The following is an 18,203-nucleotide window of genomic DNA, read 5'->3' on the forward strand; positions in this document are numbered from 1 at the left end:
AGTAAAACTAAGTAAGTAGAAAATTAAAGAAATGAATTATTCAAGTTTACAACCTAATGTTTATAGTATTCAGAAGGACGTAATTAATTTTCTTTCTGAGATTAGTAACCTATTTCATGATTATAATTCTGTTGCTATTTCAGAAACATTATCAAAAGAAAATAAGGAGTCAATATCAAATTTTCTAACACAGTCAATATCGAACATTGACCAAGGCAAGAAAAATGTTGAGCATTTAGAACTTCGGATGGCAATCGTTGCTCCGATGAAGGCAGGAAAATCTACTATTGTTAATGCAATTGTTGGTCAAGAAATACTCCCTACTCGTAATGCAGCTATGACAATAATACCAACAGAAATTATTTTATACTCAAGTTTAGATCAACCTGAACTACTTGTTTTAGATGAAATTAAGATAATTTTTGAACAAGCAGTTTCAGCGATTCAAAATAAGATTAAAGAAATAGGTGGTGTAGAAAAAGCAAAAGCAATAATAGATAATTACCCTCATTTGCATAAAGAGCTAGAGAGGATTGAAAGAATAAACTTTTCAGAAGGTCATCTTTTTGCAGGTAATAAAACAACTGAACAAAAATATATTATAAACAAATTATCAATACTCAATGATACAATTCGCCTTTGTAATTTGTTGTCTGTGCAATTCAATCCCCTACAAAGCCTTTCTACTCTTCCTCGTATTAAAACACCTTTTTTTCAACAGCTTTTTCAACAGCAAAATTTGGAACAGAAGAAACATTTAGGCGATCTTGTTATTATTGATACTCCAGGCCCCAATGAAGCAAGTGATAACTCTCGCCTCTTAGGTGTTGTAAAGAATGAATTAAAAAGAAGTTCGATTGTATTAGTCGTTTTAGACTATACTCAACTCAACACAGAAGCGGCAAAAAATCTTAAGAAGGAAGTTGAACGTATTATTGAGATTCGAGGTAATCAAGACAGCTTGTATATTTTAGTAAATAAAGTCGATCAACGTAGAGAGGGCGATATGTCCCCTGAAGATATACAAAATTTTGTTGTCTCGGAGTTTGGAATAGATTCATCTAGAGCTAGAGACACTGTATTTGAGATATCAGCAAGGCGTGCATTTTCTGCTGCATCTTTTTTCAAGACCATCAATGACAATAGTTTTTCCTTAGAATATCTAAAACAGCTAGATACTTTTAAATTATTAGCCCGAGAAGCTTTTGGTGTTGACTGGGAAGAAGACTTAAAAAGTGCCAATCTGGAACTTTTAGAGCAGAAAGCGAATAGAATTTGGGAAAAGTCTAAGTTTGGTAATTTTATGGATAATGCTATCGATGCTTTAGTGAAAAGTGCTGCACCATTAGCTATCGAAAAAGTATTAACTCTAAGTTATAGGTTATTAGTTAGGTTAAAAGATGAGACAAATTTGCGTAATAAGGCAATTTTAAAAGATGCTTCTAAGTTAGAAGATGAAATTAATTCTTTAAAACAAGACTTAAATAATTTAGATAATATAAAAAAGAAACTAGGAAACTTTAACAATGTAAAAGAGGAGATAAATAAATATAAGGATGAGTCTTTATCTGTGATTCAGGACGGGCTTCAATTACTGATTGAAGAAAAATTTATTGGTAAAGAGTATGATCGTAGTAATTGGATTCAACAATTAGACAAAAAGAGTAGAAAACTGTTGTTAACTCCCATTTCTAATATTAAATTTTTGTCTAAAGGATATATTACAGAAAAATTGTTTTATAAATCCCAAGGAAAAGTAGAATTTGAGGATAAAAATGAGGCTGATAAATTTGCTCAAGAGTCAATTTATTATTGTAGAGATTTAATAGAAACATATCTTATAGAGTTTAGAAAATCCTTGGAATCTAAAGTCAAGTCAGTTTACGATCAATTAGCAAATAAATTAGAACGAGAAACAGAATCTATAATTAAAAAGGCGACAGAGCGATTGAAGAGAGAATTTGAACTAAAATTAGAACCTTTCTCCTCTCCAAAATTTCGCACAGAAGCCTGTGGGGAAATTGAATTTCAAATTAATCATAAACTTAAAACTCAAAGCTCAACAGAAATTCAGAAGCGTAGACGTTGGTTTACATTGTGGTTGTGGAAAGTGGATACTGCAGTAAAAATCAATAGAGAACAAGATTATTATGAAGTTGTATTAGAAAATTTAGTCAAGGAAGTAAATGTTTCACTTGAGGAGAATATTCAAAATATAAAGAATGAAATCAAAGAGTATCTTGATAAAGAAATACAAGATGAAATTGATGCTTATTTTGATTTATTAAATGAATACCTTTCAGGATATAGAGACAGTCTTGAAAATGCACAGGGTGATAAAACTCTAACTCACAAACAACAGGAACAACTTAAAGTAAAGTTAAATTCTATAGTTAAAAAATCTACAGAGCAAATAGGCAAGTGTGAGAATTATCTTGAAAGAGTTCAGAAAATATTGCCGCCCAAATCTTTTTAAAACAGAGAACTTAATACTTCTGAAATTTAAGAAGATAACTGGGTAGTTATGGATAGATTTAATCGAAAATTTTATAAATTTAGGAGTCATCAAATGGAATCATTCGAGAAATTACAACGTAGAGTTCCCTTGGTTAGCGATAAAACCTTGCTCGATCTAGTTAATGGTATTCAAATTAGTCGTGGATTACTTAGTTACCGTAAAAGTCAAGGCTTTTTTGGTAAACTACTTGATAACCTAACAGGAAGTAATTTTAAGCGTCAGATGCTACTAGAAGGAAATTTAGTTGCAGGTCAAGAAGCTTTACATGAATGGGTACTTGAATTAACAGATTCAGTTAATGTTAGTAAAGTTGCTTTATATACAACTCAAACTTCACTTTTAGAAGCTCGAAATGCAATAAGAAATCATCGACAAGAATTACTGGAACATCAACAACAATTAATTGCTTTTAGTGAGAAGTTTAATCAACTGGCAACAGAGATTCATGGGCGGGTTAATGAATTAGAAAGCCGTCTTAAAAAACTAGAAATAAAAAGTGAAGCAAAAGATGATTTTGATCGGATTCTAACTTCTTGGTCTGCAAAGCAAACCTATACTAAACTCCCTTGGGTATTTCAAGTAGTTTTTTTGGTAAGAGAAGTGTTTAGTAGTTCTGTAGCAATATATGAAATTAAGTCTGGTGATACTAAATATTTCCGAGACTTATTAGGCAATAAAATTATTGCAGAAAGCCAACATTTACCAGATAACTTTTTTGATCTTCATCAACTATACGAGCAAGAATGGCAACAATTACAGTCAACCGATTTAGATTTAGCAATGGGGTTGCTAGAAACTCGCTCTTTACCAAGAGAAAGACTTGTTGAAATGCCCTATTATTTTACATTAGGAACTACTTTAGAATTAGCAAGTTTACCAGAGCAAGTTCGTCCTGAGAAACCAGCAGAATGTGCAATTGAAATTTGTCGTTCTCAAATTACCAAGTTAGATTACACCACAGACATTCGAGACTTTGTCCGTCAAAATGTTCAAGAGATTGCTAATGATAGTATTACCATTTTATCTAGGAGTCCGAAACTATGAATCAATCATTATCTCCTAATTTTTCCGATAAAGCTTTAACAATTAGTTCCTCTGATAAAGACTCAGAACATAAAATTGGTCTAGTGCTTGCTGGTGGTGGTGCAAAGGGAGCTTACGAAGCAGGAGCTTTAAGCTACTTAGCTGAAATTAATTTTGCTCCCCACATGATTGCAGGTACTAGCATTGGAGCTTTGAATGGAGCAGTTATTGCATCATACCCAGATTTCTCAGTAGCAGTAGAGCAACTAAATATTTTATGGGATAAACTAGGTTCAGAAAAAGTCTTGCACTTAAATCCTGAAGGAATCAAAAAAGTTGCCTACAATGCAGCAAAAACTTTTGTACCTGCATTTCAATCTTGGTTTTTCGATTTGATAAGTGAAATAGCTATAGATGGGGATAAAGTATCTTTATTTAATCCCGATACAGTTGAGAAGTTACTCAAGGAAGCAGTTAAACCTTCTGCGATACGAAGTGGTAAGGAGCTTTGGGTTGCCGTTTTTCCAGCCTTAAAAATTCCTGGCATAGATTACGATCATTTGCTAGGAATGCTTCAATTTTTAGCAGGATCGTCAGCAAAATGGTTAAGGGTGCAAGATTGCAAAGATGATGAGTTACTTTACAATTTATTACTTGCAAGTGCTGCCATTCCTTTTGCATTCCCTCCACGAGAAATAAAGGGGAAATATTTCGTTGATGGAGCTTTAGGAGATAATGTACCTTTAGGTGCTTTATCAAAAGAGGGTTGTACTCATGCAATTGTTATTCATCTTGGAAATGCTGTTACCTGGAATCGTTATGATTTCCCAGAACAAGCAATTATAGAAATTCGCCCTACTCAATCTTTGAATAAAAATCAAGCTCTAATTGCTGGAGATATTACCAGTATGTTAGATTTTAGTTCAGAACGAATTAGCCAACTCAAACAACTAGGATATCAAGATGCTAAATATTGTTTGGAACCAATCCTGAGAAGTTTTACCAGTCTTAGTGAGCTACGCTCAGAGGACGATCTTCTTAAAAAGAAAACAGAGGAACTTCAAAAAGATCCTCCTGTATGGTAAATAACTACCAGAGATTTTAGGATTCAGCTTTAGAAATTTCGGTGGGTAAACCAGTCTAGTAGTTGGGAGTGATCGCTTTTAACTAGGGCTTGCTGATTAAATCTCAAAGCATTGACAGATATTGGTTTTAGCGTTTTAGAGTTCAAAAAAGTACCAGCTTTTCGGTGGCAATAGCTGCATAAAGCTAGTATTTTGGGACGATTATGGCAGAAAAATTGAGGGACAAAACGCCCGCTCCTACCTCCTCTACATTCCCATTTCTCCCCTCCCCTCCTGGGAGGGGTTAGGGGTAGGTTGGGAGGGGGAGGGGCGAGGGGTGGGTTGTCTCCTGTCTCCTGTCTCCTACAAAGAGGAAAAAAACTTTCCATACGCAAACCCTAACTAGGAGTTACGCAAATTATGAAATAATACCCTATCTATAGAGGGCAAATGCCATTTGCCCCTACATTATAACCAAAACCTTGTAGGGACGTTCCATAAACAAGGAGTATAATTTTCCACAGGTAAGAGAATTATTGTATTCCTTCCAAAGCATCTATCTTAGCTTTGATGTCTTCATCTTGGAGATTATTGTAGTGTCTCTTAAGTAAGGCAATATCTTCTGGTTGCCAATTCACCTTTTTCAGCACTTTATTAATCTGTGCTTTCAATTCAGAACGCAAGTACCTTACTTGTTCTAATTCTATTGATTCGCTTTCTTCCCAAGCATCAGCAAAAATCTCTAAAACTTTTTTGCCCTCTTCCCTACTAATAGATCGTTCCTCGTCAAAATTATCTATTTGATCGGGATATCGCTTTGGTGAACCCAACCATTGAATTAAGATAACCGTATCAGATTCTCCTCCACTGGTAAAGTAAGCGAGAAAACGAATTCCTGCTTTTTGATCTCTATTTCTATGAGTTGCATTCAAAATTTGTAAAATCTGCTGAGTATTAAATCTGCCCATCTGACCTAGTGCTATTGCTGTTGCTTCACGAACCTCCGAATCTTCATCCCTCAACAAATCCAACAATTGGGGAATCAATTGTTTAGCCTCCGACCCCAAATTACCCACTGCTGTTGCTGCTGCTCTACGGACATCCGAATCTTCATCCCTCAACAAATCCAACAATTGGGGAATCAATTGTTTAGCCTCCGACTCCAGATTACCCACTGCTGTTGCTGCTGCTCTACGGACATCCGAATCTTCATCCCTCAACAACTGCTGAAACTGAGGAATCAATTGTTTAGCCTCCCATCCCAGATTACCCACTGCTCTTGCTGTGGCAGCACGGACACGCCCATTTTTATCTTTGAACAACTGCTGCAATTGGGGAATAAACTCTTTAGCAGTCTCGGACTCCATCTCACCCACTGCCCATGCTGCTGCTCTACGGAAATCGGAATCTTCATCGCTGAACAACTGCTCCAACTGAGGAATCAATTCTTGGGCCTCCCATCCCATCTCACTCACAACTCTTACTGCAGCAGCACGGACACGCCAATTTTTATCCCTCAACAACTGTTGCAACTGGGGAATAAATTCTGTGGCCTCCCATCCCATCTCACCCACTGCTGTTACTGCTGCGTAACGGATATTCGAATTTTTATCCCTCAATAACTGTTGCAACTGGGGAATAAATTCTGTGGCCTCCCATCCCATCTCACCTACTGCTGTTACTGCTGCGTAACGGATATTCGAATTTTCATCGCTCAACAACTGCTGCAACTGGGGAATCAATTGTTTAGCCTCTGACCCCATCTCACCCACTGCTATTGCTGCTGCACGACGGACCTCCGAATTTTCATCGCTCAACAACTGCTGCAACTGGGGAATCAATTGTTTAGCCTCTGATCCCATCTCACCGACTGCTCTTACTGCAGCAGCACGGACACGCCAATATTTATTCGTCAACAACTGCTGCAACTGGGGAATCAATTCTTGAGCTTCCGACTCCAGATTACCCACTGCTCTTGCTGCTGCGATAACGACACGCCAATTTTCATCCCTGAACAACTGTAGCAACTGGGGTATAAATTGTTTAGCCTCCGACCCCAGATTACCCACTGCCCATGCTGCTGCACTACGGACCTCAGAATCTTCATTCCTTAACAATTTTCCAATTTGTTCTACCCGCTCTGAGGGTATCTCAACAGGAGACTTAAGGTCATACTCAGAAATTTTCTTCATGGCCTCACCCCAAACATCAGGGTCAGAATCATCCAACGATGCCAAGGTTCCCTGGAGTTGCCAGTCTTCGGGTGGTGACTTCTCAAAAGCTTGAACATGACCCAAATTTACTGCCAATAACGCCACCAATAACAGCAGCAAAAAACGCAATTTACGAAGAAAGGAGTTGGAGAGTTTCATCATCTTAAGATTGAGATATATTCATTAATTGATAATTGATAATGGATAATTAATAATTACCTCGGGTTTTAACCGCTACGGAATTGAATATCAGGAAATATTATTTCTTCTCTTGGTCTCATGGATATGGTTAGGAAACCTATCCATCCCATCCTACGGAATGCTCCGCAAACGACTGCTTTTTTCCCCTTAAAAGGGTCGGCTTTAAACCAGAATTATTTGATTATAAATTATTCGGTAAAGCAGCAAATTACTCAATTAAGTTTACATAATTAAGTTGAGCCGGAACAGAAAATTAAGAAAGAATTTAGGCGTTGGTAATTAGATGGGGAGTAGAGGAGTAGGGGAGTAGGGGAGTAGGGGAGATGGAGAGCTTGAGAAATATTTGGTAATGGTTGAAGATGGAACATTTTTTTATACCGAATTAAACGGATTTGATATTATTTAGGTAATTTCAAAGATGAATCAAGCAGGAAGTACACAAGTAAATCGACTAATCTGGAAACCCATACCATTGACGTACATTTTTAGAGATAGAGTTTCGACTTAGTTAACAATTTGCGCAATTTAGCGATATAATATGCTAGTTCTCACACGCAAGTAGTAACGATGGTGAAATTTGTATCTTCTGCACTAATCGCGACTTAAACATTTCTGGCAGTCTATCTATATAGATATAGACCTCAGAAGAAATCCCGCTCCCCACTAGGAACGGCGCAGTAAGGGTTTGAGGATTTTTTCTGATGTTGATTGACAAAGACTTAAATGTAGGTATAGGCTGTAGAGATGCGGTTGGCTTGACCGTCAATGCCTGTGGATGAGTAACCGCCGACGGCCTCACAAGAAGCAGGAAGTAAACATCAATTTGTCACGTTATGTGACGCTTTGTGTCAGTTTTATAGAGCAGCTTTAACCCATTCGACTATGTCCAGGTAAATCATAAAAATCAACTTGCCAGGCGACCACATTGGACACAAATGTAGTTTTGGTTATGCTTTCGATGGCCATTTTTGCGGATCTGTTTGCTAATACACTCACCGACATTGCTGCGAATTTAACTTATGGCTTCTGACTTCAGCTATACTACTGCTCAACCCAACCTAAATTTTTAGGCTGACAACAGCTTTGTTGCACAAAAGACGATCTGGTAAGCTATTTTTTTGCTAGTCCCTTACTCAAGCGTTGGCGGAGCCTAGCGGTAGCTATATCGCTGAGTTTTGCGGATATATTTGATTTAACTATTGTCCAATAGTTATTTGATTTATATACAGTTAGAGGAAGCGATCGCTGAGTTTTGCGGATATATTTGATTTAACTATTGTCCAATAGTTATTTGATTTATATACAGTTAGAGGAAGCGATCGCTAAGTTTTGCGGATATATTTTATTTAACTATTGTCCAATAGTTATTTTGATTTATATACAGTTAGAGGAAGCGATCGCTAAGTTTTGCGGATATATTTGATTTAACTATTGTCCAATAGTTATTTTGATTTATATACAGTTAGAGGAAGCGATCGCTAAGTTTTGCGGATATATTTGATTTAACTATTGTCCAATAGTTATTTTGATTTATATACAGTTAGAGGAAGCGATCGCTGAGTTTTGCGGATATATTTGATTTAACTATTGTCCAATAGTTATTTTGATTTATATACAGTTAGAGGAAGCGATCGCTAAGTTTTGCGGATCTGTTTGATTTAACTATTGTCCAATAGTTATTTGATTTATATACAGTTAGAGGAAGCGATCGCTAAGTTTTGCGGATCTGTTTGATTTAACTATTGTCCAATAGTTATTTTGATTTATATACAGTTAGAGGAAGCGATCGCTAAGTTTTGCGGATATATTTGATTTAACTATTGTCCAATAGTTACAGCAGTTTCCGCATGAAGTACATCTCGGGAGTCTAGTCGCAGCTATATACTTTCATGCAACAAAGCCACTGACAACTATAGTCATTCTGAATAAGACTGAAACACTTTTTCGGCTGAAACTCTTTCAAGGCAAGAAACCCTTATCTCAATCTTAACTAGAATGACTTTAACGAAGTCAGAAGTCAGAAGTCAGAAGTTATTTTTGTAACGGGGTGAGCAACTCTCCAAAAATATTGCGCCTTAAAAGGCGAGGTTTTATACCCATGTTATTTTGATAAATTTAAGAGTTTAAAAAATCTAAATGATTGCCATGTTTTGCCCGTAGAGAAGCTACAGAACCTTGCAATTCTAACTTACCATTATCTAATAAAACAATCCATTCAGCCCGACTAATTACCCTTGGTCTATGACTAATAAAAATTGTTGTTTTACCACGACGATGCAACAATAAATTCTCCAAAACTTCGGCCTCACTCACAGGGTCTAAACCAGAAGTTGATTCATCTAAAATTAATACAGCAGGGTCATTAACCATAGCTCTTGCTATTGCCAGACGTTGCCTTTGTCCGCCAGAAATATTTGCTCCAAATTCTCCTAAAACTGTTTGATATTTATCAGGTAAACGACTAATAAATTCATCTGCTCCAGAAATTTGACAAGCTTTAACGATTTGTTCAAAAGTTACTCCAGGTACTGCTAATTGAAAATTTTCAATAATCGAACGACTCCAAAAATGAGCATCTTGAGGAACTAATACTACCTGTTTTCTAAAAGAATCTATATCTAAATCTTGCAGATTATAAATCCCAATTTGAATATTACCAGACTGCACGGGATACAAACCAGCAATTAATTTTGCCAAGGTACTTTTACCACAGCCAGATTCACCAATTAAAGCAATAGATTTACCACCAGGAAATTTTACAGAAAAGTTTTCTAATAAATCAATTCTACCAGCATAGTGAAAACTAATATTAGAGCAAATAATATCGGCTTTAGGACTAATTTTTACATCGGGTTTTTGATGATTTTTATCTACTTCTGGTGGATAATCAATTACTTCAGAAAGTCGTTTAGTGGCAGTCTGAACTCTGGTCAATTCATCCATCAATCCTACCAAAGTAGTAACCAAAGTTGACACATATTGATTCATGGTAATAAAAGCCAATAATTGACCGATACTTAATTGTTCGGCGATGACTAAATTACTGCCAAACCACAAGAGAAAAATATTAGCAATATTACTAACTAAACCCGAAAAAGTATCATTCACAATGCCAATCTGAGTGGTTCTAAAACTTAAGTTAGCCAACTTACCAAACCTGCCTTGAAATTCTTCCCAAAATTGAGGAGAGCTAGAGGTAGTTTTCAGAGTCATTGCTCCTTTAAAAGTCTCTACTAAAACACCCTGATTTTCTGCCTCCAAAGCAAATAAACTTCTAGTTTTTTGCTGCAATATCGGCAATAAAGCAATAGTGGATAAAGTCATAATTACCGCCATAAAAACAGCAACTATACTCAGGGAAAAACTGTAAATACACATTACAGTCAAAGAAACCAAAGCAATAAAAAATTGACTAGGCAAACTGACAATCACTTGAGAAACCAACTGATTAATTTCTTTAATATCTGTCAACCTACTAACAATTTCACCGCTGCGTCGTGTCTCATAATACTTCAATGGTAAACTCAAAATTTTTCGCCCAAATTCCATCACCAACCCTAATTCCAAACGTTGGGCAAAATGAGCAATCATATTAGATTGAACTAATTCCAAACAACTGCTAAAAACATTCATCACAATCACAGCAATTACCACACTGGTAAGTAACTGAAAATCACCCCGAACTAGCACATCATCAGTCAGAATTTGTACCAAAAAAGGAGAAGCAATAGAAAGTAAACCCAAGACAATATTCAGCAGAAAAACTTGAAGAATAATTTGCCGATAATACCAAACTCGTCTGAGCCATCTGCTAATATTACTGACTTTTTCATCAGCCTCAGAAAAAAAGCGTTTTGGGTCAGGTTCTACTAATAAACAAACCCAATCTCCCCAGGCTTCAGCTAATTCTTTTTTTGATAAAAAACGAACTCCAAGAGCAGGATCAGCAATTATATATTTATCTCCTTGTTTGCCATACAAAACCACCCAATGATAGCCTTGCCAATGGATAATTGCTGGCAAAGGGGCACTTTCAATTTGGTCTAAAATTCCTGGATTTGCTTTGACAGACCTAGCATTAAAACCAATAGTATCTGCACCTTGTTTTAAACCTAATAATGTAGTTCCTTGTTGATTAGTACCAATAGTTTCTCTAATACGATTTATTGTTAAATTACGACCATGATATTTAGCAATAGAAGCCAAACAAGCAGCCCCACAATCTTCTTCACTTTGCTGGAGAATTAATGGATATTTATTAACATTATTTATTTCGCGATCGCTAGATGCTTTTGGTAATATTGGTACTGGTACTATATCTAACATAATGATTTAAATTAAAAATTAAAAATAACTATACTGACGATTTATTTCATCCCAAATAACTACTTCTGTTGACTAGGGAGCAAATCAGAAAAAGCACCCATAAAACTATGGATGCCTCATTTGATTAAATATTAATCAAAGTTATAATTCCACCATTACCGAATAATTAATAATTAATAATTAAATAATTCTGGTTTAAAGCCGACCCTTTTAAGGGGAAAAAAAGTGCTAGGATATTTCCTTATATTCAATACGGTTTTAACCAGAGGTGATTATCAATTATCCATTATCAATTATCCATTAATGAAATAGCTTTTAGTAGCAACCACGACCACGATATCCACCATAACCATAGCGACTACGACGGTAACCATAGCTTACAGAGCGACCGTATCCATATCCATCATGGTAGTAGCGAGAGCGATCGTAGCCATAATAACTTACACGGCGACCGCGACCGTAACCATCACAACCACAACCACCATTAATAGTAGCAGATTCTTCAGTGGAAATATCGGAGAATAGTTCGTTGTTTTGAGTGTCTTGCATGATTTTTTTCTCAGAGTTAATTAGATCGACAAGCTAGTATAAATTTATGTTCATTTATTTAACTATCTTGTGATGTATAGTCTATTCTTCTTGAAGTGAAGTGCAGCTTCAGGATATTTTTTTGAATTTCTATATGTCAGTTTTTGGGTAGTGGTGTACAAGTAGTGATTTTTGTAGTTTTGTTTCTGAAGGTGAAAGGGATTTATATCATGTCCGGTTGAATAGTTATAAATAAACGATGGAGTGCTCAGAAGTCAGGAGGGAAGAAAGAAGGAACAAAGAAGGAAGAAGCAAGAAAAAAGAGGAAGAAAAGGAGAAAGTTTTTTGATCACTAATTATCTGGACATAATATTATATCATGTCCGTTGGTATCGGAGCGTGTATAAAGTTGGGGAAATATCTAGCGCCATTAATGGTTTTTCCTTCTCTTAAAGCTTCTTCCAACTTCGGTCTTCCAACTTCGGTCTTCCTTACCTTCTCTATACAATACCGATTCTACTGGACATGATATTACTTATAGAACTCATTTGAGATCTATATAATTATGGTAGTCAAGTCTTTTCGCGCATCAATTTTGACCGAAAATCATCTGAAGGAGTGTTTTTTGTATTATTTCTCCCCACATCTTCCCTCTTACCTTCCCCTCCTGGGAGGGGGAGGGGCGAGGGGTGGGTTCCCTCCTGTCTCCTGTCTCTTGTCTCCTGTCTCATCGCTAAAAAAATGGGTTCTATAAATATCACTACATCTATAGGACTACCGATTTTTGTAACTGTGATTTTTTGGTAATGTTTTTTGGGTAATGTTACCCATCAATTCAAACTTGACAGACCACTAGACTAGCAGCGCATTATTTTCTAACAAAGGTATTCTCTCAAAATACGATTACGTTTTGGGTCTTCCAACTTTTTCAACGCCTTAGCTTCTATTTGTCTAATTCTTTCTCTGGTTAAATTAAAAGCATCACCGATTTCTTTCAGGGTTTTTTCTTGACCATCATCCAAACCAAATCGCATTCGTAACACATTTCTTTCTCGTTCAGTTAAAGTGTTGAGAACAGTTTCTACGTCTTCTTGTAGGCAATTTTCAAAGACATATTTTGCTGGTGTTTCTCCATCAAATTCGATCGCTTCCTTATAGATGTTATTTTCTCCTTTGCCTATAGGAATTTCTAAAGATAACATTTCTTGAGCGCATTCTACAATAAATCGTAATTTCTCTGTGGTCATTTCCATACGTGTAGCGACTTCTTCCGCAGTTAAGAGACAACGTTCCATTGACATCTGTTTAACTGTTTTCTTAATTTGGGAAATGGTTTCATAGAGATAAACTGGTAAGCGAATGATGCGAGAATAGTCACAGATAGCTCTAGTAATAGCTTGTCTAATCCACCAAATACCATAAGTAGAAAATTTATAGCCTTTTGTATGGTCAAATTTTTCTGTGGCACGAATTAATCCTAAACTACCTTCTTGGATTAAATCTTGGAAGTCTAATCCACGGTTTTGATATCGCTTGGCAATTGATGTCACCAGTCGCAGGTTAGCTGTCACCATTTTATTTTTTGCCTGTCTACCTTGCTGGAGGCGATCGCGCAATTCTGGTATACTCATTTTTACAGCTGTTGCCCATTCTGTTTCATTAGGCGATCGCTTGAGTTTTTTCTCTAAATTTTCACGAATTTGTTCTAAAGCTAATAATTCATCAATTTGATGAGCTAAATTGATTTCTTCCTCAGGACGCAAGCGAGGTATTTTATTAATTTCTTTGTAATAAAGTTGAATGGAATCTTCTGAAAATGTTGCGGTTGGCGGTTCTATATCTTGGTCGTAGCTACGTTCAGCAGGCTTTTTATTTGTAAATTCTTCTGTAGATTCCCAATCATTTCTGGTTATATTTTCTAGCCAGTAAGTATCATAATAAGTAGGATTTTTACAGTCAATTAACCACCATTTAATTTTGATATTTATATTTTTTATTGTCTGAAGAGCAACTATTACTAACTGATGATAGTTTTTTGTACAAATAAGTAATTTTTTTTTTTGCTTTGAGGCAGATTTTGGGAAATAGTTATTATTTTTTCTTGAAGTTTACGGTTTGTTTTAAATTTTTCTTGTAGTAACTCCAACAAAAATATCTCTAAATTACCTTCTTCATCACTATTAATTTTGTAAATATTATCAATATATCCAATGCAAGAAGTTGGTAATTCTAGCTGTTCAATCTCTAAATTTTCCAGTTCAAAATTATAGCCAAGTTTGTTAAACAAGGCTAGTATTTTTTTCGGGCTATTAATTTTTTTTAGATCGTCTATTTCTAATGAATGCCCTATCATTATCGTCTGTCTCCACAATTAATTTATGTTAATATGTTGAGTCTTTAATAGAGTTGTCGCTGCTTTTAGCAATTTTCGACTTAATCAAGTGACAAGTCTAATATATTGCGATTAAAAGCGTTATTATTTTTATTTTTTTGAGTTTGCTAAATTTATAAGAAACATTTTTTTGTGTTTTCTGAATATATAGTTGTAGTTTTTGAGAATAATTGCTTATTTTTCTCTAGTTATTCAAAGATTCAAGTCAAGCAAAACTTTTCCCAGGTCTAAGATAATTAGCGATCGCGCTTAATCATAGCTATCACTATCATCAAAGAGCTTGATTATAGTTATTTTATTACATTATATCATAGATATTATTTTATGTCAATATTTATTTTCAAATTCTTGATATTATGATGTTTGTAGTCGCTCAACAAAGATTATATGTGTATATCATATTTAAAATTCTATGTCAAATTTTGATCATCTTGACTGATATCCAAAGAAAACAGTTAGGATGATTATTTATACAGCATGAGATGAAAATTATGGGCTAATAGGCAACAGGGAAGAGGAAATAAAAATTAATGTATAGCAGTCGCCATTACTGTATTTGACATATCAAAAGCTTAAAACTTAGAAAACACCAGATTTTTCTTTCTCTCCTAGATAACTAAAGCCTTCTTTCTTCTGCTATAAAACCGTACCTCAGCATCTTGAACAATGTGGTATTTATATTTAGTTTAAAAATAGGGCGTTGGTGAAAAGAGGTATGATATCATGTCCAGATAAGAGCACGAACAAAAAACTTTCTCTCCTACTACTCTTTCTTCTTATTTCTTCCCTCCTGACTCAGTCGTTCCCCTCCCCTCCTGGGAGTGGTTAGGGGTGAGTTGACTCCTAAAGAATTAAGATTAATATCATACACGCACTTCAGCAACCCCAAAAATAGTTTTAAACATTAATATTAAAATATAACTTGTCAATCTTGATAATATATATTTATACATCTGCAATCAGCAGATAAAAGATTGAAGTAATGAATAATTATTAAATAGTCATATCATGTCCGGTTGAACAGTTATAAATAAACGACTAAGGAGTCAGGAGTCAGGAGTCAGGAGGGAAGCAAGAAGAAGTAAAGAGAAACTTTTTTTGATCACTAATTATCCGGACATGATATCACTAGCAAAATCAACAGTTTTTATGAGGAAAAATTAGGAATAAAATTATGGAAACTTTATTAGGTATTTGTCTAGGTGTAGGTTTAAGTGCAGCTTGTGGTTTTCGCATATTCGTACCTCCTTTAGTCATGAGTATTGCAGCACAGTCAGGAAATTTACAACTGTCTTCTGATTTTGCCTGGATGGGCACCCCACAAGCAACAATAGCTTTCGGAGTTGGTGCATTTTTAGAAGTTGCAGCTTACTATATTCCTTGGGTAGATGAACTACTAGATATTGTCGCTACTCCCACAGCAGTCATCGCAGGTACAATGATCACAAGTTCATTTGTTAGTGACATGAGTCCCATGCTACAGTGGACGATCGCTGCGGTCGTAGGAGGGGGTGCTGCGGGAACAGTACAAGGTTTAACAGATGTTACCAGATTAGCATCTACAACTCTCACCGGAGGATTTGCAAATCCTGGAGTTTCCACAATGGAGTTATTAAGTTCCTCGGTGTTGTCAATTTTGGCGATTTCTGCACCAGTGTTCGCAGCTTTCCTTGTATTTGTAGTAATTGGGTTACTATTATCAGGGGTCAAAACTTTGCATAGAAAGTTGAAGCAGAGAAATAATACAGAAATACCACCGACAGAAATAGAGTAATGAGTTATACCATTTCACGGAAGTTATAAGTCAAAAGTCAAAAGTCAAAAGTAAGATTTTATCAGCTCAAAACTTTGATGCTACCGTTATTTTGGGAAGTTATTTAACATTTAACTGTTGTATACTTTTTCTAGTCATTATTCACATCAATCTATGAAAGCAGAAAACTCCAGTCCAAAAATTGACTATGATGTAGCGATCGTTGGTGCGGGACCAGTGGGATTAGCAACTGCTCTCGGTCTACGCCAACGTGGGATCGAAAATATTATTGTCCTCGACCAAACCCGAGCTTTCCGTAAAGTTGGTCAGGGTGTTGATCTTTTACCAAATGGCTTAAAAGCAGTTAAATATATTGATAACCAAGCTTACGAAAATATTAAAGAAACTGGTCAAACATTCAGCAACCCGCCAGAACCTAACCCGGAAAGTGAATCAAAAAAAAATCAGTCTTCGCCAGAATGGACAACCAGAAATGTCAACGGGCAAAAAATCCGTTCATTTGTCCTGAAATATGATGAATGGTTTGATAAGTACGGGGAAGGTCGAGTATCAATTTCTTGGTACGATTTACAGACTCAATTGAGAATGCTATTACCAAGCGATCGCCTCAAAACTAATCACCGTTGTGTTAATGTAGTTCCCGAACCAGAATTGAAATGTGTTCGAGCTGATTTCATTTATAATCAGGGGGTAGAAGCTAACCGTACGAATAAAACTGTAGAAAATCGTGACAGCTTTTATCTTGATATTGGATTAACCAATACTGGCTGTACGGCACAGCTCACTATTCCCTCGGCAGTAAATGCCCCTGGGAATTTCTTTCTAATTATTTGAAGACTGCCATTGATATCGGCATTAATGACTATACCAGTTCCACTCCGTTTGGAAACCACGTTTGACTCGTTTACCCCCATAAGTTTCATGTTTAATTGGTTTCTCAAGGTCAAGGGCAGATGTTTTGCTTGTATAGCTTTCCTCTATTTCAATCACCTTGATTCCTGCTAGCTGACATTTATAAGTAATTTGCTTGAGTAACTTATCATGTGGTATCTGGGTGAAATTTTGATTGTTTTTTTTGCCGATATTTGTACTTTGTTTCCAGTTATCATTTTTTCCTATGACTACAGTACCAATATTATTTGTGGTTAAATACTCAACCACTAATTTACTGGTGTTATGGAGATAATTCTCAACAAAACGGTTCCGACGATAACTCAATGCTTCTATCTTACGGCTGCTTTTTCTGTTTCCTTTGAGATGACTTTGGTGCTTGGCTTTACGCTTGTTGTAAAGCTGATTAACACTTTTTAGTGGTTTCCCGTTAACAAGCATAGGTTTAACACCGGACTTGTTTGTAGATATAGCTACTAATCGGTCAATCCCTAAGTCAATCCCGGCTACATATCTTGAGTGTATTTGTGGCTGAAGAGTTTTTTCATAGACTACTTCAATTATATAGCAGCTAGTAGCAGGTACTATCCTGACTTCGATTACAGTTTCCACAACTACAGGTATTTTGATTTCACTCATAGATAAGTGACAAATACCATCTTTTAGAGGGGCTTTATAAACTGATTCCTTTGAATATATAACTACATTTCTACCTTTGGTTTTGTCCTTATACTTTGGTATTTTTGGTTTACCTAAAAACTTCCCTGGATGTTTTAACCATTCTTTGATTGCCTGAAAATAACCACGCCAAGTTGCAACCAAGCATTTTATTATTTGTTTTGATACTTTAGTTGGTAATGCTCTGTAGGCATCGCTATTTTTGGTGGCGTGATATAGCTTGGTTAAATCTAGACTTTTTGAGCACTTGAAAAAATGCTGACGACAATAATAGTTAGCCAGGTTGTACAAGTTTTTTGATTTAAAGGCTAACTCATCACACACCCGCCAAAAGTTATGTGTTCGGTTAATAATATGTCTGTCAACAAGTCGCATTCACCCACTATAATTCATCTTAACTCCTGTACCTGTTTAATATTACAACACTTTTCTAGAAATAGCAACTACTTTATACAATTTTTATTCAAAGGAGGCTTTACATTAGAAATATTACAGCAGATTCCACTCAGCGTGAGGTACACTCGTCGCGGGCAAGATGCCCGCACTACAAGCATTTAATTGTTGATTTTTGTACTTTATATACCTGGAATCCGCT

12 protein-coding genes and 1 pseudogene are annotated in these 18,203 nt (G+C 35.9%); 7 read left to right on the top strand and 6 right to left on the bottom strand.

Going from position 1 to position 18,203, the window contains the following annotated elements; all coding sequences use genetic code 11:
- Nucleotides 1–31: 31 nt before the first annotated feature.
- From F6K15_RS03260 to F6K15_RS03270, 3 genes are all read left to right on the top strand, one after another.
- Entirely contained in the window at nt 32–2,476 is a 2,445-nt protein-coding gene (locus tag F6K15_RS03260; protein ID WP_293056934.1) for a dynamin family protein, read from the top strand.
- Nucleotides 2,477–2,569: 93 nt separating this feature from the next.
- Nucleotides 2,570–3,562 (top strand): diguanylate cyclase regulator RdcB family protein, encoded by a 993-nt coding sequence (locus F6K15_RS03265; RefSeq protein ID WP_293056937.1) that lies wholly within the window; start codon nt 2,570–2,572, stop codon nt 3,560–3,562.
- Nucleotides 3,559–4,626 carry a patatin-like phospholipase family protein gene (locus F6K15_RS03270; RefSeq protein ID WP_293056939.1) on the top strand — a complete coding sequence of 356 codons (1,068 nt, stop codon included), beginning with the start codon at nt 3,559–3,561 and terminating at the stop codon, nt 4,624–4,626. The genes F6K15_RS03265 and F6K15_RS03270 overlap by 4 nt, the downstream gene beginning before the upstream one ends.
- Nucleotides 4,627–5,138: 512 nt before the next feature.
- Here the strand turns inward: F6K15_RS03270 and F6K15_RS03275 are convergent.
- Nucleotides 5,139–6,980 (bottom strand): sister chromatid cohesion protein PDS5, encoded by a 1,842-nt coding sequence (locus F6K15_RS03275; protein ID WP_293056941.1) that lies wholly within the window; start codon nt 6,978–6,980, stop codon nt 5,139–5,141.
- Between the two features lie 1,315 nt (nt 6,981–8,295).
- Between F6K15_RS03275 and F6K15_RS03280 the strand changes: the two genes are divergently transcribed.
- Nucleotides 8,296–8,442: a hypothetical protein gene (locus tag F6K15_RS03280; RefSeq protein ID WP_293056943.1), complete on the top strand. Its 147-nt coding sequence runs from the start codon at nt 8,296–8,298 to the stop codon at nt 8,440–8,442.
- A 692-nt stretch (nt 8,443–9,134) separates the two neighbouring features.
- Here F6K15_RS03280 and F6K15_RS03285 read toward each other — a convergent pair.
- Together F6K15_RS03285 and F6K15_RS03290 are read right to left on the bottom strand one after the other, a co-directional pair.
- Nucleotides 9,135–11,345, bottom strand: a complete 2,211-nt coding sequence (locus F6K15_RS03285; protein WP_293056945.1) for a peptidase domain-containing ABC transporter — start codon at nt 11,343–11,345, stop codon at nt 9,135–9,137.
- Between the two features lie 315 nt (nt 11,346–11,660).
- The gene (locus F6K15_RS03290) at nt 11,661–11,894 is read right to left on the bottom strand and encodes a hypothetical protein (RefSeq protein ID WP_293056947.1); all 234 of its coding nucleotides are present in this window, start codon (nt 11,892–11,894) and stop codon (nt 11,661–11,663) included.
- Between the two features lie 243 nt (nt 11,895–12,137).
- On the opposite strand from F6K15_RS03290, the gene F6K15_RS03295 reads away from it, so the two are divergent.
- Complete coding sequence (locus F6K15_RS03295) at nt 12,138–12,326, top strand: hypothetical protein (protein ID WP_293056949.1); 189 nt, start codon at nt 12,138–12,140, stop codon at nt 12,324–12,326.
- 422 nt (nt 12,327–12,748) lie between these two features.
- Here the strand turns inward: F6K15_RS03295 and F6K15_RS03300 are convergent.
- Both F6K15_RS03300 and F6K15_RS03305 read right to left on the bottom strand, forming a co-directional pair.
- Nucleotides 12,749–13,690 (bottom strand): annotated as a pseudogene (locus tag F6K15_RS03300) (sigma-70 family RNA polymerase sigma factor); the annotation flags it as partial.
- A gap of 200 nt (nt 13,691–13,890) precedes the next feature.
- On the bottom strand, nt 13,891–14,226 hold the full coding sequence (locus F6K15_RS03305; RefSeq protein WP_293056951.1) for a hypothetical protein: 336 nt from the start codon (nt 14,224–14,226) through the stop codon (nt 13,891–13,893).
- A gap of 1,213 nt (nt 14,227–15,439) precedes the next feature.
- Here F6K15_RS03305 and F6K15_RS03310 point away from each other — a divergent pair.
- Together F6K15_RS03310 and F6K15_RS03315 are read left to right on the top strand one after the other, a co-directional pair.
- Nucleotides 15,440–16,039 carry a DUF4126 domain-containing protein gene (locus F6K15_RS03310; RefSeq protein ID WP_293056954.1) on the top strand — a complete coding sequence of 200 codons (600 nt, stop codon included), beginning with the start codon at nt 15,440–15,442 and terminating at the stop codon, nt 16,037–16,039.
- Between the two features lie 153 nt (nt 16,040–16,192).
- Entirely contained in the window at nt 16,193–16,873 is a 681-nt protein-coding gene (locus tag F6K15_RS03315; RefSeq protein WP_293056956.1) for an FAD-dependent monooxygenase, read from the top strand.
- Between the two features lie 21 nt (nt 16,874–16,894).
- On the opposite strand, the gene F6K15_RS03320 is transcribed toward F6K15_RS03315, so the two are convergent.
- Nucleotides 16,895–17,983, bottom strand: a complete 1,089-nt coding sequence (locus F6K15_RS03320) for a transposase (RefSeq protein ID WP_293056958.1) — start codon at nt 17,981–17,983, stop codon at nt 16,895–16,897.
- Between the last annotated feature and the right edge of the window lie 220 nt (nt 17,984–18,203).

The organism is Okeania sp. SIO2B3 (assembly GCF_010672525.1).
Lineage (GTDB): Bacteria > Cyanobacteriota > Cyanobacteriia > Cyanobacteriales > Microcoleaceae > Okeania.

Bases quoted from the DNA above. Each gene is read 5' to 3' on its own strand.
- F6K15_RS03260 (WP_293056934.1), top strand. From the start codon at position 32: ATGAATTATTCAAGTTTACAACCTAATGTTTATAGTATTCAGAAGGAC.
- F6K15_RS03265 (WP_293056937.1), top strand. From the start codon at position 2,570: ATGGAATCATTCGAGAAATTACAACGTAGAGTTCCCTTGGTTAGCGAT.
- F6K15_RS03270 (WP_293056939.1), top strand. From the start codon at position 3,559: ATGAATCAATCATTATCTCCTAATTTTTCCGATAAAGCTTTAACAATT.
- F6K15_RS03275 (WP_293056941.1), bottom strand. From the start codon at position 6,980: ATGATGAAACTCTCCAACTCCTTTCTTCGTAAATTGCGTTTTTTGCTG.
- F6K15_RS03285 (WP_293056945.1), bottom strand. From the start codon at position 11,345: ATGTTAGATATAGTACCAGTACCAATATTACCAAAAGCATCTAGCGAT.
- F6K15_RS03290 (WP_293056947.1), bottom strand. From the start codon at position 11,894: ATGCAAGACACTCAAAACAACGAACTATTCTCCGATATTTCCACTGAA.
- F6K15_RS03305 (WP_293056951.1), bottom strand. From the start codon at position 14,226: ATGATAGGGCATTCATTAGAAATAGACGATCTAAAAAAAATTAATAGC.
- F6K15_RS03310 (WP_293056954.1), top strand. From the start codon at position 15,440: ATGGAAACTTTATTAGGTATTTGTCTAGGTGTAGGTTTAAGTGCAGCT.
- F6K15_RS03315 (WP_293056956.1), top strand. From the start codon at position 16,193: ATGAAAGCAGAAAACTCCAGTCCAAAAATTGACTATGATGTAGCGATC.
- F6K15_RS03320 (WP_293056958.1), bottom strand. From the start codon at position 17,983: ATGCGACTTGTTGACAGACATATTATTAACCGAACACATAACTTTTGG.